Source organism: Pseudomonas sp. WT-JTC (assembly GCF_056711565.1).
On sequence record NZ_CM160042.1, the window covers coordinates 433,831 to 455,295 of the forward strand.

A 21,465-nucleotide genomic window follows, 5' to 3' on the forward strand; every position below is an offset into this window, starting at 1 on the left:
CCTACAGAGGAAATGTTTTTGTTTACGGCCAGCGCTTGAAAATCAGCGACGTATTCACCCCGCCAAACGCAAAGTTGTTGTTCATCACGTACCGGTTGCTCATCTGCCGAAACTCGCCGCGCAAGTAGTCGAGTTTGCCGCAGTGCGGGTCGACTTCGTCGAGATTGAAGGTGTGCACGTAGAGGTCGCGGTTCATCATTTCGATGCTGAACCAGGATTCCAGCGCACCGCAGGCGCCGAGGGTGTGGCCGAGGAAGCTTTTCTGCGAGCTGATCGGCATGTGCTCGCCGAACAGGCTGCTGGTGGCCAGGGTTTCGGCGATGTCGCCCTGTTCGGTGGCGGTGCCGTGGCCGTTGACGTAGCCGATGTCCGAAGGTTTCAGCCCGGCGTCTTCCAGGGCCAGTTCCATGGCGCGGCGCATGGTGATTTGTTCGGGACGGGTGGTGTGCTGGCCGTCGGCGTTGCTGCCGAAACCGACGATCTCGGCATGGATGCGTGCGCCACGGGCCAGGGCGTGCTCCAGTTCTTCGAGCACCAGCATGCCGCCGCCTTCACCGATCACCAGGCCGTCGCGTGCACTGTCGTAAGGGCGCGGGCTGCGTTGTGGGGTGTCGTTCTTCAGGCTGGTGGCGTAGAGCGCGTCGAAGACCATGGCTTCGGTCGGGCAGAGTTCTTCGGCGCCACCGGCGAGCATCAGCGGCAGGCGCCCGAACTTGATGGCTTCGTAGGCGTAGCCGATGCCCTGGCTGCCGCTGGTGCAGGCGCTGGAGGTAGGAATCAGGCGACCGGTGAGGCCGAAGAAGATGCTGATGTTCGCCGCGGTGGTGTGCGGCATCATGCGCACGTAGGAGTTGGCGTTCAGGCCTTCGGCCACCGAGTTGAGCAGCATGTTGCCGAACGCCTTGATCTCGTCGGTGCTGCCAGTCGAGGAGCCGCAGGCGACGCCCATGCGCCCGTCCTTGATCGACTCGTCACCCAGCAGGCCGGCGTCGGCCAGCGCTTGCTCGGCAGCGCCCACAGCCAGCCGCGAAACCCGGCCCATGCTGCGCAGTTGCTTGCGGGTCCAGTGGCCGGGCACCTTGAAGTCATCGATGGGGCCAGCCAGGCGCGTGTTGAGTTCGGTGAAACGATCCCACTCGTCCATCCGGCGAATGCCACTGCGGTTGGCCGCGAAGTTGCCGGCGATGGTGTCCCAATCGCTGCCCAGTGAGGTGATGCCGGCCATGCCGGTGACGACGACGCGCTTCATCAGCACAGGCCTCCGTTGACGGCCAGAACCTGCCGGGTGATGTACGAGGCTTCCGCCGACATCAGGAAGTTCACCGCGCCGGCCACCTCTTCAGGGGTGCCCATGCGTTGTGCGGGGATCATTTTCATCAGTTCTTCCACCGGCACGTTTTCGTCGAGCATGGCTGTGTCGATCAGGCCGGGTGCGACACAGTTGACGGTGATTTTGCGCTTGCCCAATTCAATCGCCAATGCCTTGGCCGCGCCGATCAACCCAGCTTTGGAGGCGCTGTAGTTGACCTGGCCACGGTTGCCGATCAGCCCCGACACCGAGGTGATGCAGACAATCCGCCCGGCGGCGCGACGACGAATCATCGGCATCATCACCGGGTGCAGCACGTTATAGAAACCGTCGAGGTTGGTGCGCATCACCACGTCCCAGTCTTCCTCGCTCAAGGCCGGAAAAGCTCCGTCGCGAGTCAGGCCGGCATTGAGCACCACGCCGTAATAGGCGCCGTGGGTTTCCACGTCTGCTTCGAGGATTTCCTTACAACGGGCGCGGTCGGCCACGTCGAATTGCAGGATACGCGCACGACGGCCCAAGGCCTCGATTTCGGTCTTGACGGTTTCGGCGTCGGCCAGGCCGCTGCGGCAATGCAGCACGATGTCGTGCCCGGCCTGGGCCAGGCGCAAGGCGATGGCGCGGCCGATGCCACGGCTGGAACCGGTGACCAGTACGGATTCAGTCATGACTGGACTCCTTCGGGTTCATGGAGATATTGAGCGGCCTGGGGTGGGCGATACACGTTCAGACGGGCGGTGGCGTGGATCCCCTGGGCGTTGATGTGGCACTCGAACACGCCCATGCCGTTGTCGTCTTCCAGGGAGCGAATCCCGTGGATGGTCAACTCGGTGCCGGCCGGGAAGCTTTCAACGTTGCATTCGAATTTGCGGCTGCCGAGCAGGAAGCCCAATTCCACCGCATCACCGCGCTGACGTGCTTGACAACCGGCGAAGGCGGCCACGCTCTGGGCCATCAGCTCGATGCCGACCCAGGCTGGCAGGCTGCCGTCGGTGAGACTGAACAGGCCATCGGGCTTGACGGTCAGGCGGGTGTGAATCTGCTCTTCATCGAACGCCAGGATTTGATCGATAAGGATCATGTCGCCAGCGTGGGGCAGCAGTTCGGCGAGCGGCCAGTCAATCATGGGGCGTCTCCGATAATCAGGCTGACGTTGTTGCCACCGAAGGCAAAGGAGTTGCTCATCAGGTAGCGGGGTGCAATGGACGTCAGGCGAGTGGCCGGGGTCACCCATTGCAGCGGTGGCAGTTCGGGGTCGGGCTGCCCGTCCCAGACGTGCGGTGGCAGGGCATGCTCGCGATTGTCCGGGCTCAGGCTCAACCAGCAGAACGCCGCTTCCAGCGCCCCGGCTGCGCCGAGGGTGTGGCCGGTCATGGGTTTGCTCGACGAACAGGGTACGCCGGCCGGGAACAGCGTTGCCACGGCCTGGCTTTCCATGGCGTCGTTGTGTGGGGTGGCAGTACCGTGCAGGTTCAGATAAGCGATCTGCTCCGGTTGCAGGTTGGCGCGGCCCAGGGCCTTGCGCATGGCCTGCAGGGCGCCCCGCCCCGTCGGCTCCGGGGCGGAAATGTGATGCGCATCCGAGCTGGCGCCGCTGCCGAGCAAGGCAATCGGTTGATTGTCGCCTGCACGTCTGGTCATCAGGAACAGTACTGCCGCTTCGCCAATGTTGATGCCATTGCGGTTCACCGAAAACGGATTGCAACGCTGTTGCGAGACCGCTTCCAGCGCCGAGAAGCCGTTGAGGGTCAGCTTGCACAAGGTGTCTACACCGCCACACAGCACCGCGTCGCAGATGCCCAGGTCCAACAGGCGCTGGGCGCTCATCAGGGCTCGGGCACTGGAGGTGCATGCCGTGGAAATGACATAGGCCGGGCCGCTCAATTGCAGCCACTCGGCGAGGAAGTTTGCCGGCGCCCCGAGTTCCTGTTGCTGGTAGTCGTACTCCGCTGGGAACCGCTTTTCGCGCAGGTAATGCGCCAGGCCCTGGCTGGCCTCGTCGATACCCGAGGTGCTGGTGCCCAGCACGACACCGACGCGATCGCGCCCGTAAGTCCGGATCGCGCTGTCGATGTCCGGGCGGATTTGCCGCGTGGCTTCCAGCAGCAGCTGATTGTTGCGACTGTGATGGTGCGACATGTCGGCTGGAAGGGTTGCCAGTTTGCCCTGGACCGCTGCGACTGGCAGCGTGCGTTGCGGCACCCACCCGGCTTGTTCGCGCATGCCGCCACAGTCGCCGGCAAACAGGTTGCGGGCAACCTCCTGTCTGTCGCGGCCCAGCGCGCAGACCAATCCGAGGGCATTGAGGTAAGCCGTCATGGCGTTTCACCGCTCAGGGGCGTGACTTGATAGGTCGAACCATTCGCAAGCTTCAATTCAAAATTCTGCGGTTGTGCGTAGCGTATGTCCCAGCGCTCGGGCAGGGACCGTTGTCTGCCGTGCTGCCATGCGGCGGGATAGTTGGCTGCCAGTTCATCTTTCGGCGTAAGGGCAAACAGCAGCGCCGCGAACAGTTCGCGGGCTTGCGGATTGGGCGGCAGGAAGCCATCGGACTCCCAGGTTTTATCGATCAATTTCTGGCGGGCCTGGGGAATGCCCAGCAGATCCATCATCGACCAGCGAATACCAGCCTCTTCACGCTGGACCACCAGCACCCAGTCCAGGCGGTCGTCGGGCTGCAAGAGCTGGATGTGCAGTTGCAGCGGCAACGGCAGATCCGGGGTTTTCTCGGGCAATGGCGCACGGCTGGTGCAGGCGCTGAGCAGCAGGGCCGCGGCGAGTAGCAGAAATCGCAGCATGCCCACTACCCCTGTAGGAGCGAGCTTGCTCGCGATGGCGGCGACAGATCCGGCACCCATGTTGGCTGACCCACCGCTTTCGCGAGCAATCCCGCTCCCACAGGTCGGGTATTCCAGGCGATAGGCATCAAGCATCACACAATTCCTTCAAAAGGTTTGCGCGCCACCACATTCACCAGGGTTTCTTCCCGTTGGCCAAAGGGTTTTGGCTTGCACACACCCAAGTGTTCCAGCAGGCCGAAATCCTTGGCGCGACTCCACCACAGGTACGGATAAGACACGTTTTGCTCGGTAAATTCGAAACCCTGCCGACGAATCATTTGCAGATACTGAGCAGCGCTTTTCTGCACGTGCATGGGGTGGCGGAACAACCAGCGGATCACCCAGGTATCAATGTAAGCCTCGGTGGATTCGGCGAACAGCAGATAACCGCCAGGCTTGAGCACGCGGTAGAACTCGGCCAGTGCCTGTTCCTGCTCCACCAGATGATGGAAGGTCTGGTGACAGAACAGCAGGTCGATACTGGCGTCCGGCAGCTTGAGGCTGGCGCAGTCACTGCCGATCAACTCCACTTCCATGCCCTGGCGCGCTGCTTCTTCGGCGCTCTGGGTCAGGCTCAGCAGGTCGGCGTCGACGCCAATCAGACGACCGGGCGCAAAGGCCTGGCGCAGCAGCGGGAATGACTTGCCCTGGCCACAACCGGCATCCAGCAGCACCGGGTTGACGGGTAGCGCTTCGCTGAACAGGTTGCACAAGTCGTTGATTGCCGCCCGCAGCACATAGTGTTGCCAGATCCGGCTGCGCAGGAACCACAAACCGAAACGGGTTTCTTCGACGTAGGTGTCGCTCAAGTCGTTCATGACCCATCCCTTGCACAGAATTCCGATATCACCTTCAACCGGCGCCGGGCTTCGCTGACGAACGGGTTGCGCGGGTCCCAGGCATATCCGGCAAGAATGGAACTGATCATCCCGCGGATTTCCGGCGAACTGCTCTCATGGAAAATCACATCCTGGAAGGTTCCGGCGTACCAGCCTTCGACATAGCAACGGAACGTGTCGACGCCGCGTTTGAGCGGTTCGGCGAACTCGGTTTGCCAGTCGACGGCCTCGCCTTGCAACTGGCGGTGCAATACCCCGGCGGCCATGCTCGCCGAACGCATGGCGATCGTCACGCCGGAAGAAAACACCGGGTCGAGGAACTCCGCGGCATTGCCCAGCAGCGCGAAGCCTCGGCCGTGCAGGGTTTTGACGTTGGCCGAGTAACCGCCGATGGTTCGGGCCGCGGTGTCCCACTGTGCATTTTGCAACACGCCGGCCAGGCTTGGCGTCTCGGCGATAAAGCCGCGCAGGCACTCGTCCAGATTATCGCTGCGGCCGGCGAAACGTTCCTCTGCGGCGACCACGCCGACCGAGCAGCGCCCGTTGCTGAACGGGATGGTCCAGAACCACACGTCGCGCTGGGTCGGATGAGTGGTTACGAGGATCTTGCTGCGGTCGAAGGCCGGGTGGTCGATACGGTCTTCGACGTGCGTGAACACGGCCTGGCGCACCGGGAAGTTCGACGGCGCCTCAAGGTCGAGCAAGCGCGGCAGCACGCGGCCGTAACCACTCGCATCGAGCAGGAAACCAGCCTCGATGCGGTACTCGCTGCCGTCTTCGCGGCGCACGCCGAGCTGCGGCTTTTCCGGATCAATGTCGACGCTGACGATAGTTTCGCCATAGCGGATCTCCACGCCTTGCAGCGTGGCCTGATCGGCCAGCAGCTTATCGAAATCGGCGCGCTGGACCTGAAATGTCGTCGATTTGCCGTGGCTGAACGTCTCACTGAAATCGAATGCGCTGTAACGTTCTCCCCAGGCAAACGCCGCGCCGGTTTTCAACTGGAAGCCGGCTGCGTTGACGGCGTCGAGCATGCCCGCTTCTTCGACGAAATCCAGGCAATGGGCCAACAGGCTTTCACCGATGGAAAACCGTGGAAAATGCTGACGCTCGATCACCAGCACATCGTGTCCCTTGCGCTTGAGCAATGCGGCGGCGATGGCACCGGAAGGACCGGCGCCGATGACCACGACCTGGCGAATTTCCATTTCAACGGTTGGCATGGGGGCTCCTTGCCGGGACAGCGGTTTTCAGGGGGATTCGGTGCATGCCGGTCAGGGCTGGCAGCAGTGTAGCGATCAGGCCCATCAGCATCAGTGCAAAGTACAGCGGCGGGCTGATGAGTTGCTGTTGCAGCAGCAGGTTGAGAAAAACGATCTCGCTCAAGCCGCGAATGTTCAGCAGCACACTTTCCCGCCAGCGGCTGGCGCCTTTGAACGAGGCCCCGGCCCAGCCGAGGCCAAGCCAGTTGCCCAACAGTTTGCTGAGCATCGGCAACAGCAGCAGGGCCGCCAATTGCATCCAGCCGAGGCTGTCCATCGCGCTGTGCACGTTGATCTGCACGATGCCGAACGTGAGGATCAACGGGATGGCCATGTACGTCTGCAAACGGCTCATCCACACGGCCGGCAACGGCAGCACCAGCGGCGCCTTCAGTGCGGCCATGATCAACACATAACCGATGCCGAAAATCAGCGCATTGAGCTTGTAGTGTTCAGCGACCACCAGCAGGGCGAAAAAGCCCAGGCTGTAGAGCCACGTCTGGCGCAGGCGCAGCAGCCGCAGCAGTACCGGCAGGCACGCGCCGGCCAGTGGCAGCAACAGACTGCTCAGGTGCAGGCTGCCCTGGGCAATGCCGAACAGGGTCCAGCAGGCGAGGTCGATGAGGATCGCGGTTTGCACCAGACGCCGGGTGGCGGCGGGTGGGTAATCGATGTGCCGCAGATACAGGTACAACACCGGAATCGCGGTGATGGCGAACAGCAGGCCGACGGCCAGCGAGCTGATCCACGGTTGCGGCGGCAACCACCAGACGGCTGTGGCCAGGCCGCAGGCAAACGGAATGCAAAAGCTGGGCAGGGCTATTTTCAGGCTTTGGCGATCCAGTTGCAGGTCGATCACATCGCTGAGGATGTAGCCCAGCAACAGGGCAAAGCTCAGGCTGTAGACGTTCTTCAGCCAGCCCGGTGACACCAGTTGCGCACCGCTCAATTGCCAGTGGGGCTCGATCCAGAAATACATCAACAGCGGCAAGCCGAGGGTCGCCAGCAACAACTGGCTGACGATGGGAATCAAACCGAAATGCCGGCCGACATGGGTCGCCACCGCGAACAACGCCAGTGCCATCGCCCAGAACAGCACGACCATCACGTTGCACGCTCCACGGCCGCGGGTTCATGCACCTGTCGACCGGCCCATGGCGCGAGCAGGAAGCTGAAGAACAGGCCCAGGCTCACCGACAGTCCGAAGTTGCTCACCGCCGGGGTGCTCGACACCGCCAGCAGGCCGAACGACAGCCAGGTGGTCAACGCCGCGAGCAGGGCGCCCAGCAGGCTCACGGCCGCGCCGCCGACTTGCTCGCGCATCAGGATCGCGTAATCGACGCTGATCGCCGTCACCAGCAGCAGGCCGAACAGGCTGAACAGGGTCAGCGGCTGTCCCAGCCAGCCGAGGCTGGCCAGGCTGCACAACGCCGCCAGCAGCGGCAGGGACACGATGCGCAACGCACCGCCGAGGCCGAAGGGCAGGATCAACACCAACACGATCAGCACGCAGGAGGCGAGTTTCAGTTCTGCGGCACTGATTTGGGTGGCCGCGAAGACGTTGTTCAATTCACCCAGTCGATCCACCAGTGTCACGCCGGGCAGATCCTCACCCTGGAGCCGCAGCAGGGCCGGGTTGTTGATGCCTTGCAGACTGACCATTGCCGCCACGCCGTCATCGGTCGGCCCCAGCCACAGGGGCCGGTAGGGTTCTGCCAACGGGCCGGTGAGCGCGGCGTCGATATCCACGGTCGGCAATGCCTGTAACTTTGTCAGCTCGGCTTGCAGCGCCTCACCCGGTATGCCGATGTCGAGCAACGGTTGCCAGAACGATGGCAGTTTGTTCAGCGCTTCGCGCACCTGTTGCTGTTCGTTCGGCGGGCTGACCAGTTGATTGAGCGACAGATAACCCTGGAGCTTTTCCAGGCCAATCAATTGATCCAGTCGCTCGCGCAGGGCGTTCTGGCGTTCTAGCAGTTGCTGCTGATTGGCGGCGCGTATCAGGAAGAACTGGCTGGTGGGTTGATAGCCGGTGATCCGTGCAATGGTCCGGGCTTCATCGGTCAATTGTTGAGGTGCGCCGATCCACTGGCGGATGTCGTTTTTGCTGCTCAGCTGTAACAGGCCGCCCACGCAAAAGGCGATCAGCAGTGCCAGCAGGACCGGTGTTTTCGCCTGTCTGAGCAGCGCTTCACGACAGCCCAGCAAATGCTCGCAAACGCGCAATGGCCACTGCGCCGGGCGCAGGTCTACACCCTTGAGCAAGGCCGGCAGCAGGCACACTGCAGACAAATAGGCACCGAGCAAACCGGCGGCAGAGAACACGGCGATCTGGGTCAGCGCCGGGAAGGGTGTCCAGGCCAGGGCCAGGTAGCCGATAGCGCTGGTGATCAGGCTCAGGGTCAACCCCGGCAGGGTCAGGCGCAGGGCAGGCCAGCTGTGCCAGGGTTTCAGGCTCCAGCTCTTGGACAGGTAGTGCAGCGGGTAATCGACCGCAACACCGATCAGGCTCGAACCCAACACCAGTGTCATCACGTGCATATGGCCGAACGCCGCCACGCAGGCCACCGCACCGAAGAGCATGCCCACCAGCACCGGCACGAACGCCAGCAAGACGCGCCAGCGCCGGAAGGCCAGCAGCAGCAACAACAGAATCCCGAGGGTGGCACCGCCACCGACCCAGGTCATCTCCCGGCTGGCCTGCTGTTGCCCGTTGGCTGCGTACAGCAAGCCGCTGGCGGCGAGCAGTTGCACGTCGTGCCGTGCGGCTTCTTCGCGGCTGTGCTCGAGCAGGTCGGCCACTTGCAGCGGCAGGTTCATGTCGAAGGCGTTGCCGGTGGTGCGCGCGCGCAGCAGCACCCAGCTCTTGCCATCGGCATCGGCAATCAAGGCGCCGCTGCCGATGTCCAGTTGCACCGAACCGCGTTGCGGCTGGCTGTTCTGGATGCGCCCGGTCAGGCCCAGCCAGTCATCCTGGCTCGGTACCAGGCTGTAACCGTTGAACGGGTCGAACAATGCCTGAACCCGTTGCTGGACAAAGAGATCGGGGTGCTCGACCAGCAGTTGTCGGTCCGCCGCCGAGAGCATCGCCAGGCGTCCTTGCAGCAATTGCGTGCGCAACGCCGGCAAGTCGGCTTGCAGGGTCCACTGGACCTTTTCGAACAATCCGCTGGCCAGCCATTGCTCGCCGAGGGTCTGCGCCATGGCGACGGCCTGCTGGCGATCGGTGTGGCCGACCAGCACCAGCATTTCGCGATTCAGTGGATCTTGCATGCGTTGTTCGGCACGCAGTTCCAGGGCATCGGGCGCCGTGCCGGGTACCAGTTCCATCAGATTGGCCGACAGCGGCGCGCCGTCACGCCATTGCCAACCGGCGAGCGCGAGCACTGCCAGCAACAGGATCAGAAACAGCCGTGGCAGAAATCGTTCACTCGGCAAAGTCATGTTGCTCCGCGTCGCTCAGCGGTTGGGTGCCAGTGCTGTCCTGCATGCGCAACAACGTGCTGTCGCCCTGGGTTTCGAGCAGTTCGATGCTGTGTACCAGTTCTGCGCCAGCAATGTTGATCCGGTTGAACACCTGCTTGAGCAGCATCGAGCGTGGCACCAGCGTGAGCTTCCAGTTCTGCGCGTCGCCGCTCAGGGACAACTCGAAATCCCGTTGCAGGCCGCTGCTGTCGCCTTGCAGCACGGCCAGGAACAAACGGTTCTGCTCGGCACCGGCGCTTTTACCCGGCAGCATTTGCCAGACAATACCGTCACGCCGGGCAATGCCTTTGGCGGTGATGCGATAGTCCTGTTGCAGTGGCGTTTTCAGTAGCCACAACAAGCCGTGGTTTTTTGCCAGGACGAACGTGCCCTTGCTGACCAGCGGCTGGGGCAGGGCGCGCAGGTGTTTTTCCTGGATGAAATTGCCGTGGATGACGTCGGGCCTGGCCAGTTGATCGCTGAGTTGTTGCAGATCGAAGGCGTTGGCCAGCCCTGGAATGCCCAGTAACACGCAGAACACTGTAGGAGCGAGCTTGCTCGCGAAAAACCTGAGAGCGCCACGGGGTGTCAGATGCCCAGCGTCATCGTTGACGACCATCGCGAGCAAGCTCGCTCCTACAGGAGAACGGGGGTGGCAGAAAATCATGGCAGGGCTCTCTCGACAGCATCGGTAAAGACCTTCGGCGAGGCCAGTTGCATCTCGCGGCTGGCGAGGTCGACGGCGACCTGTATCGACATGGCCCGGGTCAAGCGTTCACCGGTTTGCAGATCGCTGATCAGGTAGTTGATCTTCAAACGGTTCTCCCACTCCACCAGGTTGGCGCGCACGTTCAGTTTCTGGCCGAACACCGCGCCGCGCACATAGCGCAATTGCAGGTCGATCACCGGCCACGCGTAGCCTGACTCGTTCATTGCGGTGTAGTTGTGGCCGATCTTGTCCAGCAGCGCACAGCGGGCGACTTCCAGGTACTTGACGTAATGGCCGTGCCAGACCACGTGCATGCTGTCGACGTCAAAGAACGGTACGACGATTTCCGTGTCGGTGTGCAGAAATCCCTTGCTACGCATGCAGCCTCCAGTGTTGTTCGGCGATGCGTTGCAGGCACAGGCGCAATTCGCCTTCCAGCGCGCGGTCTTCGATGACCGGCGGGAAATCCCTGGCCAGCGCTTCGTGCATGGCGGCCAAGGCGGGTGGCAGTGGTCGTGCATCTTCGGCCTGGCCGCGCAGCCAGACACCCTGGTTAGCCGCCAGCAACGTGGCGGCCGCTACCTGTTCGGTGAGCTCCAGCACGCGGATCGCATCCCGGGCGGCGATGGTGCCCATGCTCACTTTGTCCTGGTTGTGGCATTCGGTGGAGCGCGAAAAGACGCTGGCCGGCATGGTGTTCTTCAGTGCTTCGGCGGTCCAGGCACTGGTGCCGATCTGCACTGCCTTGAAACCATGGTTGAGCATGGCGCGGTCAGCCGTGGCGCCGGACAGGTTGCTCGGCAAGCCATGGTTATAGCGCTCATCCACCAGCAGCGCGAGTTGCCGATCCAGCAGGTCGGCGACGTTGGCCACGAGGTTTTTCAGGCTGTCCATGGCGAAGGCGATGTGCCCGCCGTAGAAGTGCCCGCCGTGCAGCACGCGCTCGGCTTCGGCGTCGATGATCGGGTTGTCGTTGGCGCTGTTGAGCTCGATCTCGATGAACGAGCGCAGCCAGTTCAGGCTGTCGGCCAGCACGCCCAGCACATGGGGCGCGCAGCGCAGGGAATAACGGTCTTGCAGGCGATGCAAGGGCGCGGTTGGTGCGTCGATGGCCAGATCCTTGCGCAACCACGCGGCGACCTGCATCTGCCCCGGATGTGGCTTGGCGGCGAACAGGCGCTCGTCGAAGTGCTCGGGGTTGCCTTGCAGGGCGACAACATTGAGCGCAGTGATGCGCGTGGCCAGTTGCAGCAGGTAATCGGCGCGGGCATAAGCCAGGCACGCCAGACCGGTCATCACGGCGGTGCCGTTCATCAATGCCAGGGCTTCTTTCGGACGCAACACCAGTGGCTGCCAGCCGAGTTCGCGGTGCACATCGGCAGCCTGCCGGCGTTCGCCGCGGAACATCACTTCGCGTTCGCCGGACAGCGTGGCGGCAACGTACGAAAGCGGCGTCAGATCACCGCTGGCGCCTACCGAGCCTTCTTCCGGGATCAGCGGCAGGATGTCGTGTTCAAGGAACGCCTGCAGGCGCTCCAGCAGTTCCACGCGTACCCCGGAAACACCGTGGCACAACGACTGCAAACGCGCGGCCAATACCGCACGGGTGGCCTGGGCGTCGAGCAGCTTGCCCAGCCCGCAGCCGTGGAAGGTAAACAGATGACGGGGCAGCGCCTCGACGTGATGCAGCGGTACCGCGACCACGCAGGAATCGCCATAACCGGTGGTCACGCCGTAGATCACGCCTTCCTTGTCCAGCAGGGAGTCCAGAAAGCGCGCGCCCTTGGCGATGCGTTCACGGTACTCAGGGTCGCTCTGCAACTGCGTCGGCGCCTGGCGGTTGGCCAGGGCCAGCACGTCTTCGATGCGCAAAGGGAGTTCGCCGAAGGTTACCGGCTCAAGCGTTGGCGTCGTCATCGGTCTTCCAGAAAGGGTAAAAGTTGAACCATTGTCGGGGCGCTTCGAGGCAATAGTGACTCAGGCGCTCGGCATAGCGGGAGGCCCACAGATGAATGACCTGCTCGCGGTCGCTGCGCTTCCAGGTGATGGCGTCAGCGAACGGTTCAATGGTCAGTCGATAGTCGCCGTCGGGCTTTTTCAGGCACAGCAGCAGGTTGATCGGGCATTTCAGCAGGCCGGCCAGCAGCCACGGGCCCTGGGGGAACCTGGCCGGATGACCGAGGAAATCCACGGTCACGCTGCGCCCGCCATGCAGCGGCACGCGGTCGCCGGCAATCGCCAGCCACTCGCCGCGCTCCAGGCGTTCACTCAGTTGCAGCATGATCCCGGGGTCCAGTTCGCTGACCTGAATCAGGCGCAAATTGGTTGCCCCGGCTTCACCCAGCAATCGGTTGAACTGTTCGGCGTGCTTGGTGTGCACCAGCACGTTCATCGTGACTTTTTCGCCGAGTTCCGCCAGTGCGCGGCAGACTTCCAGATTGCCCAGGTGCGCGCCCACCAGCATCTGCCCGCGGGCACCGCGCAACTGGTCGCGCAGCAGCGCCGGGTCGACGATTTCGATTTGCTCGATGCTCAGCCGGCCGTTCCAGACGTCGAGTTTGTCGAGCATGGAGTCGGCGAAGGCCATGAACTGGCCAAACACACGCCAATGGCTCGGGCGCAGCTCGCTACGACCGCTCCAGTCGGCCAGGCGTTGCTGGTATTGCCAGGCACTGTGGCGTGCGCTGCGGCCGAACAGGAAAAAGTACAGAACGATGCCGTACAGCAGCGGGCTCAGCAGGCGCCGGCCCAGCACCTTGGCGCCGAATGCGGTGAGCTTCATCAGCCAGAAACTGCCGCGCTCCTCGCGGTCGGCCCAGTGTTGCTTGTCGGCGCTCATGCCCGCCACCGTCGCCAGAGGATCACCGGCGCACGCAACAACATGCCGAAGAACAGCCGCGTATGCATGCTGGAAATCAGCACGTTGTCGTGGAACATACGAAAATGTGAAACGCCGTCCAGCGGGTAATGGACTCTGGTTTGCAGCCATTGCATCGGCTGATTGCGCCAGGCCAGGCGCACCAGGATGTCCGAGTCAAAGTCCATGCGCTTACCGATTTTCGCTGACTCGATCAACGCCAGAACCGGTGGCAACGGGTAAACCCGGAAACCGCACATGGAGTCGCGAATCTGCAACGACAGGGTGTTGATCCAGACCATGACGTGAGTCAGGTAGCGAGCATATAAACGGCCTTTCGGCACGCTGGCGTCATATTGCGGATAACCGCAAATCACCGCCTGTGGATGGCGGCGTGATTGTTCGATGAAGCGTTTGACGTCCTGCAAATCGTGCTGGCCATCGGCATCCACTTGCAAGGCATGGCTGAAAGCCAGGCGCGACGCTTCGCGCAAGCCGGTCATGACTGCGCCGCCCTTGCCCTGGTTTTCCGCGAGTCGGATCAGGTAAACCATTTCCCGCTGGGCCAGGCGATCCAGCACCCGGGCGCAGCGCGGGCTGCTGGCATCGTCCACCAGAATGCATGGCAGGTTGCTGGCGATCAGGGCATCGACCACCGTGGTGATGGCGCTTTCGTGGTTGTACACGGGGACGATGGCGCAGGGACTATGCATGCGCTGCCTCCAGCAAGATCCGCCCGCTTGAGCAGGTAGCGGTTTCGTTGCGGTAGGCGAAATACAATTTGCCGCGCGCCGGGTCGAAGCGCAGGTGCAGCTGGATTTCATCTCCCGGGCGCACCAGTTGCTGGAACTTCAAGACTTCCATGCCGGCGAATTTTTTCGGCAGGTTCATCAATTGCTGACCCAGGCTCATCGCCCACTCCACCTGCACCACGCCAGGCAATACCGGCGCCTTGGGGAAATGGCCGCTGAAGTAGGCCAGGTCCGGTGGTACGGCCAGTTGCAGGCTCCACTCGCCATTGCTTTCGACTTGCTCCAGCACCTCCGGGGCTTTGGGGCGCGGCGCCAGCAGCAGGGCGTTGACGTCGGCCTGGGGCAGTTTGCCCTGAGCGTTCAGCGGCAGTTGTCGCAGCAGGCGCCAGCGTCTTGGCAGGGCCAGGGCTTCGCAGTGTTGGCTCAGGTGTTGGCGCAATGGTTCGGTGAGGCTGCGTCGGCCCTGATTGCGCAGCACATGCAATCCGGCCTCGCTCAGCACCAACAGCGCTCCCAGGGAGGCACGGTTTTCCTGAACGACGCCGAGCCGCGCTTCGACAACCCATTCATGGGCCATCAGCGCCTGTTCCAGCATCGGCAGCGAGATGCGTTTTTCTTCCAGTTTGACGATCCGGTCCAGTCGCCCGAGCAATTCGAAGCGACCATCGGCGGCGATGCGCGCTGAATCGGCAGTCTGTTCGACATGGCCGCCAGGCAAGTAGGGCGAAGCGATCAACAGCGCGCCATCGCTGTCTTGAGTCAGCGTGACATCGGCAAACGGCCGCCAGAGTTCAGCGCCCTGACGCCAGGCGATGCCACCGGTTTCCGAACTGCCGAAAATTTCCGTTGGCCATTGCCCCAAACGCTCATGCAGGCCCTTTGCGGCCTCGACCGGCAATGCGCCGCCGGAGGAAAACACCCGGCGCACGGCGCCCAAGGCCGGCCAGTCGAGGTTGTCGCCCATGCGCTTGAGCAGCGCCGGGCTGGCCACCCAGGCGAAGGCCGGGTACTCGCGGCTGGCGCGTTGCAGGTCTTCCGGAAAGGCCAATTGCCGACGTACGAACGGGCGCCCGGCGCACAGCGGCCACAGCACCCGGAACAACAATCCGTAGATGTGCTGGGTGGCGACGCTGCCAATGATGCACGCCGGGCCCAGGCCAGAGCCCCACAGCTGTTCAAGGGCTTCGACCTCATTGGCCAGTTGGCGCAGGTGTTTTTCGATGCGCTTGGGTTCGCCACTGGAGCCTGATGTGCACAGGCTGAGTTGGCAGTGATCGAGGTCCAGCGCCACCGCACTCAGCGGCGGATGACGAAAGTCGCTCAGGTGTGCATCGTCGGGGTGATCGCTCAGCCACAGATCAACTTCGCCTGACCAGCGTTGGCGGGTCTGCGGTTGCAGGTCAGACGGCAGCAGCACGCTGACCCCGGCACGCCAGGCGCCAAGCAATGCGATCGCCAGGTCGGCCGCATCCTCAAGGTGTACGGCCATCTGTCGCACGCCCCGGGCTTGCAGGCCGGCAGCCAGGCGCAGCGCCTGTTCGCACAGTCGGGCGTGATCCAGCGCCGGACCGGTCGTTACGGCACGGTCCGGCTGGGCCTTGAGCAGCAGGTGCTCAAGTTTTATCCAATTCATGGGTGGCCTCGTACCCTTATTCGTATGAGCCATTCAATGGCAAACATCAGGCCTATCAATCCGTAGGAAATCAGGCCGGTGTACAACGTCCACCAGCTCAGCGGCGCCCAGAGGGTCAGGGCGGCGGCACACAAACCGTTGCAAAGAAAAAAAACGCTCCAGGCGATGGTCACCTGACGGGTATAGCGAATGCCCTCGGCCGGCAATTGCGGCTCGCGTACCCTGGCCAGGCGCTCGACGATCGGCGGGCCGAATGTCAGGCTCGAGCCGAACAGCACCAACATGAAGCTGCTGATCAACACTGGATACCAGCGCAATAGCGCCGGGCTGTCGAACAGTGCCAGCAACAGGCAGAACACAATGGCCACCGTCGCCATCCACAGGCTGCCAGGCCGTCGTTTGCCGGTCAGCGCCCGGGCCAGCCACAGTCCGCCCAGCAGCAGGCCGAACTGCCAGGGGGCGAAATGCTCCATGCCGAAATACACCGCAAAGGGATACAAGAGGCCTGCCAGCAGCAGGCCGAGGCCAATCAGTCGACTCATGCGGCCGGTTGAACCAGACGGTAGACCGCCTCGACCACGTCACTGACGGTACGCACCGATTTGAATTCTTCGGCGGCGATTTTCTTGCCGGTCTGACGTTTGATGTGATCAATCAGGTCGACCGCGTCGATGCTGTCGATTTCCAGGTCCTGATACAGGTTGGATTCCAGGCTCACACGCTCGGGGTCCAGTTCGAACAGCTCGACCAGGGCATCGCGCAGGGTGTTGAAAATGTCGTCACGAGTTTGCATGGTCCGGTCTCAAGCTGCCTGTTTTGCGGTGACGAACGCCGCAAGGCTCGCCACGTTGCTGAAGTGGTTGCGTGTGTCTTTGGCATCGGCGTCGATTTTGATGCCGTACTTTTTCTGGATGGCCAGGCCCAGTTCCAGGGCGTCCACCGAGTCCAGGCCCAAGCCTTCGCCGAACAGCGTCTGTTCGTTGCCGATGTCTTCGGCGCTGATGTCTTCGAGCCCCAGGGCTTCGATGATCAGCTCTTTGATTTCCAGCACCAGGCTATGGGTGTTCAGATCGCTCATCTTCGGCGAGCTCCTTGATGAAGTAAGAATGCAAATAATCGTTGAGCTTGCGCGAGGCTTGCGGAGGCGGCCCCTGCTTGGCGAAAGTCTGTGGGTCTATATCGGCCCCAACCCGGAAACTGAAGTGCACACGCCGCTTTGGGATGCGATACCAGGGTTCGGCCTTGGTCAATGTGGTCGGGTTGACCTTGATAATGACCGGGGTGAGGATTTTCGCACCACGCACGGCGATTGCCGCACCGCCCCGATGAAAGGCTGGTGCCTGGCCGGGGCGGGTGCGCGTCCCTTCGGGGAAAATGATCAGGGTCTGGCCGTCTTTCAGCGCGTCGGCAGCCGCGTCGAGCATGTCCATGCTGCCGTCGTTGCTGATGTATTCGGTGCAGCGCAGCGGTCCGCGGGTGAAAGGGTTTTTCCAGAGGCTTTGCTTGACCACGCAGTTGGCGTGACGCACCAGGCCGATCAGAAACACCACGTCGATCAGCGATGGGTGATTGGCAACGATCATTTGCCCGGGACGACCGAGTTTTTCCGCGCCTTCAATGTTGTAGGTCAGCACCCCGGTGCGGGCCATGAAACGCACAAAAATCCAGAAACAGCGACTGACCGTTTGCCGGGCCCGCAGCCGATGGGTCCGGGCATCGCCCGGCAGGCAGTTCAGCAACGGGAAAATCACCAGGCGCAGGCACAGCCCGCCCAACCCGAACAGGGCAAAGCTCGCGGCGGTGGCCAGCAAGCGCCAGTAATAGGCGTCGCGGTTTTTCTTGGTCACGGGTTGCGTTGCCAGGTCCATACACGATTTTTCCAGGCATGTTGGCAGGTGGTTTGCTGGCCGAGCAGCATACGCAACAGATTCAGTGCGTGTGGCCAGCGGGGGTTGGACAACGCATCCGGTGGGCTGTTCAAGGACAACTGCCAGTCGGTACCTGGTGTGATCAGCAGGCCGACGGCATAAGGGAACGGCACGTCGTCGATCCAGGTCGAATAAGCCTCGGGCGGCTGCTCTTCGGTGACCACCAGCAGTACCGCGCGCGCGCCTTCCGCCAGTAGTGCGGCAGCTTCCAGCATGCCGTGTTCCAGGCCATCGCCTGCGGCAGCCAGGGCTGTCATTTCGCTGGTTTCACCCCGCATGATCGACCACAAGCCAATAATCGCGTTATGCACGGACAAGCTGAACTGGGTCGGCGACAGCGGCTGGTCGGCGGCCAGATCACTGAGAATGTCGACGGTGCGGGGCGTTTCGCCGTGACGGGAAACAAAGACCAATGGCAGATCCTGCCGGCCTTCGGCCAATGGCCAGCCGACACTGAAGGCCATCCGCGCCAGGCGGCTGAGCCGACGGCGCTGCATGGCTGGCAGAAAGGAAACGTCGGGAACGGCATCGCTGTGCGGCAGAGCGACCGGTTGTCGGCACCAGGCCTGCCAGTCGTCCACGCTTTCAAGCCCCGGGGCCCAGGCGCGCCATTGGGCGATGTTGAAGTTGATCACAGACATTCATCCCACCCTCACGGGCTTACTTGACGCGGGGGAGTGGCCAGGAGCCAAGACTCACCCTGCGTGGCGTTTGGCGCCGAGTGGCGCGCATTATCCCGGTGCCGGGAACGTGTAGCAAATGCTGGTTACATTTTGCTCAACAAGATGAAGCGGCGGGCTCGCAAAAATTGAACGATTGGTAATTATTCACAAAGTTATTGCTCCGTCTGTCGGTTCCTGCGCCGAGCTATCGGGCCGTTCAGAGCTTTTCATGCAAGAGAAGGCAACTGACTGTGTAGTCCCTTTACCGAGAAGGTAGCGAAGCAGCGCGGCTGACCACTACACTCGGTCATTCTTTGGTACACGGAGGTTTTGACATGCGGCGCGTGGTGTTCAATCAGAAAGGTGGCGTTGGCAAGTCCAGCATTGCCTGCAATCTGGCGGCGGTCAGTGCCAGCGAGGGTTTTCGCACCTTGCTGGTGGACCTCGATGCCCAGGCCAACTCCACTCAGTACCTGACGGGGCTCACCGGTAACGACATCCCGATGGGCATCGCCGATTTCTTCAAGCAGACGCTGTCTTCCGGGCCCTTCTCCAAGAAGAATCAGGTCGACATCTACGAAACTCCGTTCGATAACCTCCACGTCATTACCGCTACCGCCGAGCTGGCGGACTTGCAGCCAAAACTTGAAGCCAAGCACAAGATCAACAAGCTGCGTAAGTTGCTTGAAGAGCTGAGCGAAGACTACGACCGGATTTACCTCGATACCCCGCCGGCGCTGAATTTTTATGCGGTTTCTGCATTGATCGCCGCCGATCGGGTGTTGATTCCCTTCGATTGCGACAGTTTCTCACGCCAGGCACTGTACGGTCTGATGGCGGAAATCGAAGAGTTGAAGGATGACCATAACGAAGGCCTGGAAGTCGAAGGCATCGTCGTCAACCAGTTCCAGGCCCGCGCCAGCCTGCCCCAGCAGATTCTCGACGAACTGATCGCCGAAGGCCTGCCGGTGTTGCCTGTGTACCTGGCCAGCTCGGTACGCATGCGCGAATCCCATCAGGCCAATACGCCGCTGATCCATCTCGACCCGCGGCACAAGCTGACCCAGCAGTTTGTGGAGTTGCACAACCTGCTGGAAAACGCCTGATCTGGCTGGTAACACAGCCCCCTTGTGGGAGCGGGCTTGCTCGCGAAGAGGCCGTTACATTCAACATCTATGTTGACTGACACGACGCCTTCGCGAGCAAGCCCGCTCCCACATGGGTTCGTGTTGCTTCAGATGCCCTGGCTACGCAACCAGCTCATCAGTTGCGGTAACGGGAAGGCCCCGCTCTGCCGGGCGACTTCCCGGCCGTTCTTGAACAGGATCAGGCTCGGAATCGAGCGAATCCCCAACTGCGCTGACAACTGCTGGTTCGCCTCGCTGTCCAGTTTGGCCAGCCGACACTTGCCCTCCAGTTGCCCGGCTGCCTGCTCGAACACCGGTGCAAACGACTTGCACGGCCCACACCAGTCCGCCCACACATCCACCAGCAGCGGTAGATCACCCTTGATCTGGCTGGCGTAGTCGCCCTGCTTCAATTCAAACGGTTTGCTCAGCAGGACTTCGGCCTTGCAGCGTCCGCATTTGGGGTGATCGTTGAGGCGTTCGGCGGGAATGCGGTTGAGGCCGTTGCAGTGGGGGCAGGGGATGTGGAGTGGGTCGGTCATGTCAAATCGTCCAGTCGAAAGCGAATGATCCCTATCTGGAGCCATATCTCCAGATTTTCAATTGTGCAGTGCCTCACGACGAACAACTGATCTCCAGATGCTTGCCCCATTCCGGCGGCCTCTCTGCGTAGCTTTCCATCCCGGGTTGTTCCTCGAACGGATTGCTCAGCACCGCGTGCAGTCGGCGGACTTCCGAGTAGTCGCCGCTTTCTGCCGCTGTGATGGCCTTTTGTGCCAGGTAGTTGCGCAGGATGTACAGCGGGTTGACGGCGTGCATTCGTTGGCGACGCTGCTCTTGATCAAGTGCGCCTTCACGGGCTACCCGGGCGATATAGAGTTCGCCCCAGGCATCAAAGCCCTTGAGGTCGACGAAGTCATCACGCAGGCGGGTGATGGCCTGTTCCGGAGCTTCATCACCCAGGCGACGGAAAAACAGGCTGTAGTCGACGCCGCTGTTTTGCATGAGTTGCAGCAGGCTCTCCAGCAGCTTCTGGTCATCATCCTGCGCGGTGGTCAGGCCGAGGCGGCGGCGCATCAGGTCCAGGTAATGGGCCTGGAACAGCGGCAGGTACAGGCCGAGGGTTTCGCGCAGGGCCTCGACGCTGATGAACGGCGTCAGGGCCTGCGCCAACGCGCTGAGGTTCCACTGGCCAATCGGCACCTGGTTACTGAAGGAGTAACGGCCCTGGTCGTCGGAGTGATTGCAGATGAAGTTGGCGTCGAAGTCGTCGAGGAAGGCAAAAGGGCCGAAGTCGAAGGTGATGCCGAGGATCGACATGTTGTCGGTGTTCATCACCCCGTGGCAGAAGCCATAGGCCTGCCACTTGGCGATCAGTTCGGCATTGCGCTCGACCACTTCGCGGAACATCGCCAGGTACGGCTCCGGTTGTTCCAGGCACTCCGGGAAGTGCATGGCCAGTACGTGATCACCCAGTACTTTCTGCTGCTCGGGGCGCTTGGTGTAGTAGAAATATTCGAAGTGGCCGAAGCGCACGTGGCTCGGCGCCAGACGCAGGACCATGGCTGCGCGCTCCTGTTTTTCGCGCCACACCGGGGTGTCCGAGCCGATCACGCACAGGGCGCGGGTGGTCGGGATGTTCAGGGCGTTCAGGGCTTCGGACGCGAGGAATTCGCGGATCGACGAACGCAGTACCGCCCGGCCATCGCCCATGCGTGAAAACGGCGTCTGGCCGGCGCCCTTGAGATGCAGGTCCCAATGTTCACCGGCCTCGTTGTACACCTCGCCCAGCAGCAGGCCGCGACCGTCACCCAGTTGCGGGTTGTAGAAACCGAACTGATGCCCGGAATAGACCATCGCCCTCGGGATCGCGTCGGCCCAGAGCTTGTGGCCGCTGAACAGTTCGGCGAACTCCGGGGTTTCGGCCACGGCCGGGTCGAGGTCCAGCAGCGCCATGGCGGCGGGGCTGGCCACCACCAGGCGCGGATTGTCGATGGGCTCGGGCAGCACATGGGCGGAAAACGCGTCGCCCAGGCGGTCGTAGCGATTATCGAAGGTCAGTTCGTCGAGGGCTTTCAAGGG

Annotated in this window: 23 protein-coding genes; 1 reads left to right on the top strand and 22 read right to left on the bottom strand. The window is 62.2% G+C overall.

Features of this window, described 5'->3' with window-relative positions; all coding sequences use genetic code 11:
- Positions 1-22: 22 nt before the first annotated feature.
- From AC06G5_RS01935 to AC06G5_RS02030, 20 genes are read right to left on the bottom strand one after another with little or no spacing between them, the layout of a single operon-like run.
- Complete coding sequence (locus AC06G5_RS01935) at positions 23-1,249, bottom strand: beta-ketoacyl-ACP synthase (protein WP_413703702.1); 1,227 nt, start codon at positions 1,247-1,249, stop codon at positions 23-25.
- Positions 1,249-1,977, bottom strand: a complete 729-nt coding sequence (gene fabG, locus AC06G5_RS01940; RefSeq protein ID WP_413703701.1) for a 3-oxoacyl-ACP reductase FabG — start codon at positions 1,975-1,977, stop codon at positions 1,249-1,251. The genes AC06G5_RS01935 and fabG overlap by 1 nt, the downstream gene beginning before the upstream one ends.
- Positions 1,974-2,435 (bottom strand): hotdog family protein, encoded by a 462-nt coding sequence (locus AC06G5_RS01945; RefSeq protein WP_413423147.1) that lies wholly within the window; start codon positions 2,433-2,435, stop codon positions 1,974-1,976. The genes fabG and AC06G5_RS01945 overlap by 4 nt, the downstream gene beginning before the upstream one ends.
- Complete coding sequence (locus AC06G5_RS01950; RefSeq protein ID WP_413423149.1) at positions 2,432-3,628, bottom strand: beta-ketoacyl-[acyl-carrier-protein] synthase family protein; 1,197 nt, start codon at positions 3,626-3,628, stop codon at positions 2,432-2,434. Before AC06G5_RS01950 ends, AC06G5_RS01945 begins: the two co-directional genes overlap by 4 nt.
- On the bottom strand, positions 3,625-4,242 hold the full coding sequence (locus AC06G5_RS01955) for a hypothetical protein (RefSeq protein WP_413423151.1): 618 nt from the start codon (positions 4,240-4,242) through the stop codon (positions 3,625-3,627). The genes AC06G5_RS01950 and AC06G5_RS01955 overlap by 4 nt, the downstream gene beginning before the upstream one ends.
- Positions 4,242-4,967, bottom strand: a complete 726-nt coding sequence (locus AC06G5_RS01960) for a class I SAM-dependent methyltransferase (RefSeq protein ID WP_480458919.1) — start codon at positions 4,965-4,967, stop codon at positions 4,242-4,244. The genes AC06G5_RS01955 and AC06G5_RS01960 overlap by 1 nt, the downstream gene beginning before the upstream one ends.
- Positions 4,964-6,211: an NAD(P)/FAD-dependent oxidoreductase gene (locus tag AC06G5_RS01965; RefSeq protein WP_413423155.1), complete on the bottom strand. Its 1,248-nt coding sequence runs from the start codon at positions 6,209-6,211 to the stop codon at positions 4,964-4,966. Before AC06G5_RS01965 ends, AC06G5_RS01960 begins: the two co-directional genes overlap by 4 nt.
- Complete coding sequence (locus tag AC06G5_RS01970) at positions 6,198-7,355, bottom strand: sodium:proton antiporter (protein ID WP_480459848.1); 1,158 nt, start codon at positions 7,353-7,355, stop codon at positions 6,198-6,200. Before AC06G5_RS01970 ends, AC06G5_RS01965 begins: the two co-directional genes overlap by 14 nt.
- Positions 7,355-9,694 (bottom strand): MMPL family transporter, encoded by a 2,340-nt coding sequence (locus AC06G5_RS01975; protein WP_413423157.1) that lies wholly within the window; start codon positions 9,692-9,694, stop codon positions 7,355-7,357. Before AC06G5_RS01975 ends, AC06G5_RS01970 begins: the two co-directional genes overlap by 1 nt.
- A complete protein-coding gene (locus AC06G5_RS01980; RefSeq protein WP_413703700.1) occupies positions 9,678-10,382 on the bottom strand; it encodes an outer membrane lipoprotein carrier protein LolA in 705 nt (234 codons plus the stop codon). The genes AC06G5_RS01975 and AC06G5_RS01980 overlap by 17 nt, the downstream gene beginning before the upstream one ends.
- Positions 10,379-10,804 carry an acyl-CoA thioesterase gene (locus tag AC06G5_RS01985; RefSeq protein WP_413423161.1) on the bottom strand — a complete coding sequence of 142 codons (426 nt, stop codon included), beginning with the start codon at positions 10,802-10,804 and terminating at the stop codon, positions 10,379-10,381. Before AC06G5_RS01985 ends, AC06G5_RS01980 begins: the two co-directional genes overlap by 4 nt.
- Positions 10,797-12,341, bottom strand: coding sequence for an HAL/PAL/TAL family ammonia-lyase (locus AC06G5_RS01990; RefSeq protein ID WP_413703699.1), 1,545 nt, complete (start codon positions 12,339-12,341; stop codon positions 10,797-10,799). The genes AC06G5_RS01985 and AC06G5_RS01990 overlap by 8 nt, the downstream gene beginning before the upstream one ends.
- Positions 12,322-13,263: an LpxL/LpxP family acyltransferase gene (locus tag AC06G5_RS01995; protein WP_413703698.1), complete on the bottom strand. Its 942-nt coding sequence runs from the start codon at positions 13,261-13,263 to the stop codon at positions 12,322-12,324. Before AC06G5_RS01995 ends, AC06G5_RS01990 begins: the two co-directional genes overlap by 20 nt.
- Positions 13,260-13,994, bottom strand: coding sequence for a glycosyltransferase family 2 protein (locus tag AC06G5_RS02000; RefSeq protein WP_480458920.1), 735 nt, complete (start codon positions 13,992-13,994; stop codon positions 13,260-13,262). Before AC06G5_RS02000 ends, AC06G5_RS01995 begins: the two co-directional genes overlap by 4 nt.
- Complete coding sequence (locus AC06G5_RS02005) at positions 13,987-15,666, bottom strand: ApeI family dehydratase (RefSeq protein WP_413423169.1); 1,680 nt, start codon at positions 15,664-15,666, stop codon at positions 13,987-13,989. Before AC06G5_RS02005 ends, AC06G5_RS02000 begins: the two co-directional genes overlap by 8 nt.
- Positions 15,663-16,208 carry a COG4648 family protein gene (locus tag AC06G5_RS02010; RefSeq protein WP_413423171.1) on the bottom strand — a complete coding sequence of 182 codons (546 nt, stop codon included), beginning with the start codon at positions 16,206-16,208 and terminating at the stop codon, positions 15,663-15,665. The genes AC06G5_RS02005 and AC06G5_RS02010 overlap by 4 nt, the downstream gene beginning before the upstream one ends.
- Positions 16,205-16,459, bottom strand: a complete 255-nt coding sequence (locus AC06G5_RS02015; RefSeq protein ID WP_007992314.1) for an acyl carrier protein — start codon at positions 16,457-16,459, stop codon at positions 16,205-16,207. The genes AC06G5_RS02010 and AC06G5_RS02015 overlap by 4 nt, the downstream gene beginning before the upstream one ends.
- 9 nt (positions 16,460-16,468) lie before the next feature.
- The gene (locus tag AC06G5_RS02020; RefSeq protein ID WP_085717348.1) at positions 16,469-16,744 is read right to left on the bottom strand and encodes a phosphopantetheine-binding protein; all 276 of its coding nucleotides are present in this window, start codon (positions 16,742-16,744) and stop codon (positions 16,469-16,471) included.
- Positions 16,722-17,534, bottom strand: a complete 813-nt coding sequence (locus tag AC06G5_RS02025) for a lysophospholipid acyltransferase family protein (protein WP_413423173.1) — start codon at positions 17,532-17,534, stop codon at positions 16,722-16,724. The genes AC06G5_RS02020 and AC06G5_RS02025 overlap by 23 nt, the downstream gene beginning before the upstream one ends.
- Entirely contained in the window at positions 17,510-18,235 is a 726-nt protein-coding gene (locus AC06G5_RS02030) for a beta-ketoacyl synthase chain length factor (RefSeq protein ID WP_413423175.1), read from the bottom strand. Before AC06G5_RS02030 ends, AC06G5_RS02025 begins: the two co-directional genes overlap by 25 nt.
- Positions 18,236-18,591: 356 nt before the next feature.
- On the opposite strand from AC06G5_RS02030, the gene AC06G5_RS02035 reads away from it, so the two are divergent.
- Positions 18,592-19,362: a ParA family protein gene (locus tag AC06G5_RS02035; protein ID WP_008016979.1), complete on the top strand. Its 771-nt coding sequence runs from the start codon at positions 18,592-18,594 to the stop codon at positions 19,360-19,362.
- Between the two features lie 128 nt (positions 19,363-19,490).
- Here AC06G5_RS02035 and trxC read toward each other — a convergent pair whose 3' ends face one another.
- Together trxC and selO are read right to left on the bottom strand one after the other, a co-directional pair.
- On the bottom strand, positions 19,491-19,925 hold the full coding sequence (gene trxC, locus AC06G5_RS02040) for a thioredoxin TrxC (protein WP_413423177.1): 435 nt from the start codon (positions 19,923-19,925) through the stop codon (positions 19,491-19,493).
- A 73-nt stretch (positions 19,926-19,998) separates the two neighbouring features.
- Complete coding sequence (selO, locus tag AC06G5_RS02045) at positions 19,999-21,462, bottom strand: protein adenylyltransferase SelO (RefSeq protein ID WP_413423179.1); 1,464 nt, start codon at positions 21,460-21,462, stop codon at positions 19,999-20,001.
- Positions 21,463-21,465 lie beyond the last annotated feature (3 nt).

Coding starts and splice junctions, on each gene's coding strand:
- AC06G5_RS01935 (WP_413703702.1), bottom strand. CDS start 1,249: ATGAAGCGCGTCGTCGTCACCGGCATGGCCGGCATCACCTCACTGGGC.
- fabG (WP_413703701.1), bottom strand. CDS start 1,977: ATGACTGAATCCGTACTGGTCACCGGTTCCAGCCGTGGCATCGGCCGC.
- AC06G5_RS01945 (WP_413423147.1), bottom strand. CDS start 2,435: ATGATTGACTGGCCGCTCGCCGAACTGCTGCCCCACGCTGGCGACATG.
- AC06G5_RS01950 (WP_413423149.1), bottom strand. CDS start 3,628: ATGACGGCTTACCTCAATGCCCTCGGATTGGTCTGCGCGCTGGGCCGC.
- AC06G5_RS01955 (WP_413423151.1), bottom strand. CDS start 4,242: ATGCTTGATGCCTATCGCCTGGAATACCCGACCTGTGGGAGCGGGATT.
- AC06G5_RS01960 (WP_480458919.1), bottom strand. CDS start 4,967: ATGAACGACTTGAGCGACACCTACGTCGAAGAAACCCGTTTCGGTTTG.
- AC06G5_RS01965 (WP_413423155.1), bottom strand. CDS start 6,211: ATGCCAACCGTTGAAATGGAAATTCGCCAGGTCGTGGTCATCGGCGCC.
- AC06G5_RS01970 (WP_480459848.1), bottom strand. CDS start 7,355: ATGGTCGTGCTGTTCTGGGCGATGGCACTGGCGTTGTTCGCGGTGGCG.
- AC06G5_RS01975 (WP_413423157.1), bottom strand. CDS start 9,694: ATGACTTTGCCGAGTGAACGATTTCTGCCACGGCTGTTTCTGATCCTG.
- AC06G5_RS01980 (WP_413703700.1), bottom strand. CDS start 10,382: ATGATTTTCTGCCACCCCCGTTCTCCTGTAGGAGCGAGCTTGCTCGCG.
- AC06G5_RS01985 (WP_413423161.1), bottom strand. CDS start 10,804: ATGCGTAGCAAGGGATTTCTGCACACCGACACGGAAATCGTCGTACCG.
- AC06G5_RS01990 (WP_413703699.1), bottom strand. CDS start 12,341: ATGACGACGCCAACGCTTGAGCCGGTAACCTTCGGCGAACTCCCTTTG.
- AC06G5_RS01995 (WP_413703698.1), bottom strand. CDS start 13,263: ATGAGCGCCGACAAGCAACACTGGGCCGACCGCGAGGAGCGCGGCAGT.
- AC06G5_RS02000 (WP_480458920.1), bottom strand. CDS start 13,994: ATGCATAGTCCCTGCGCCATCGTCCCCGTGTACAACCACGAAAGCGCC.
- AC06G5_RS02005 (WP_413423169.1), bottom strand. CDS start 15,666: ATGAATTGGATAAAACTTGAGCACCTGCTGCTCAAGGCCCAGCCGGAC.
- AC06G5_RS02010 (WP_413423171.1), bottom strand. CDS start 16,208: ATGAGTCGACTGATTGGCCTCGGCCTGCTGCTGGCAGGCCTCTTGTAT.
- AC06G5_RS02015 (WP_007992314.1), bottom strand. CDS start 16,459: ATGCAAACTCGTGACGACATTTTCAACACCCTGCGCGATGCCCTGGTC.
- AC06G5_RS02020 (WP_085717348.1), bottom strand. CDS start 16,744: ATGAGCGATCTGAACACCCATAGCCTGGTGCTGGAAATCAAAGAGCTG.
- AC06G5_RS02025 (WP_413423173.1), bottom strand. CDS start 17,534: ATGGACCTGGCAACGCAACCCGTGACCAAGAAAAACCGCGACGCCTAT.
- AC06G5_RS02030 (WP_413423175.1), bottom strand. CDS start 18,235: ATGTCTGTGATCAACTTCAACATCGCCCAATGGCGCGCCTGGGCCCCG.
- AC06G5_RS02035 (WP_008016979.1), top strand. CDS start 18,592: ATGCGGCGCGTGGTGTTCAATCAGAAAGGTGGCGTTGGCAAGTCCAGC.
- trxC (WP_413423177.1), bottom strand. CDS start 19,925: ATGACCGACCCACTCCACATCCCCTGCCCCCACTGCAACGGCCTCAAC.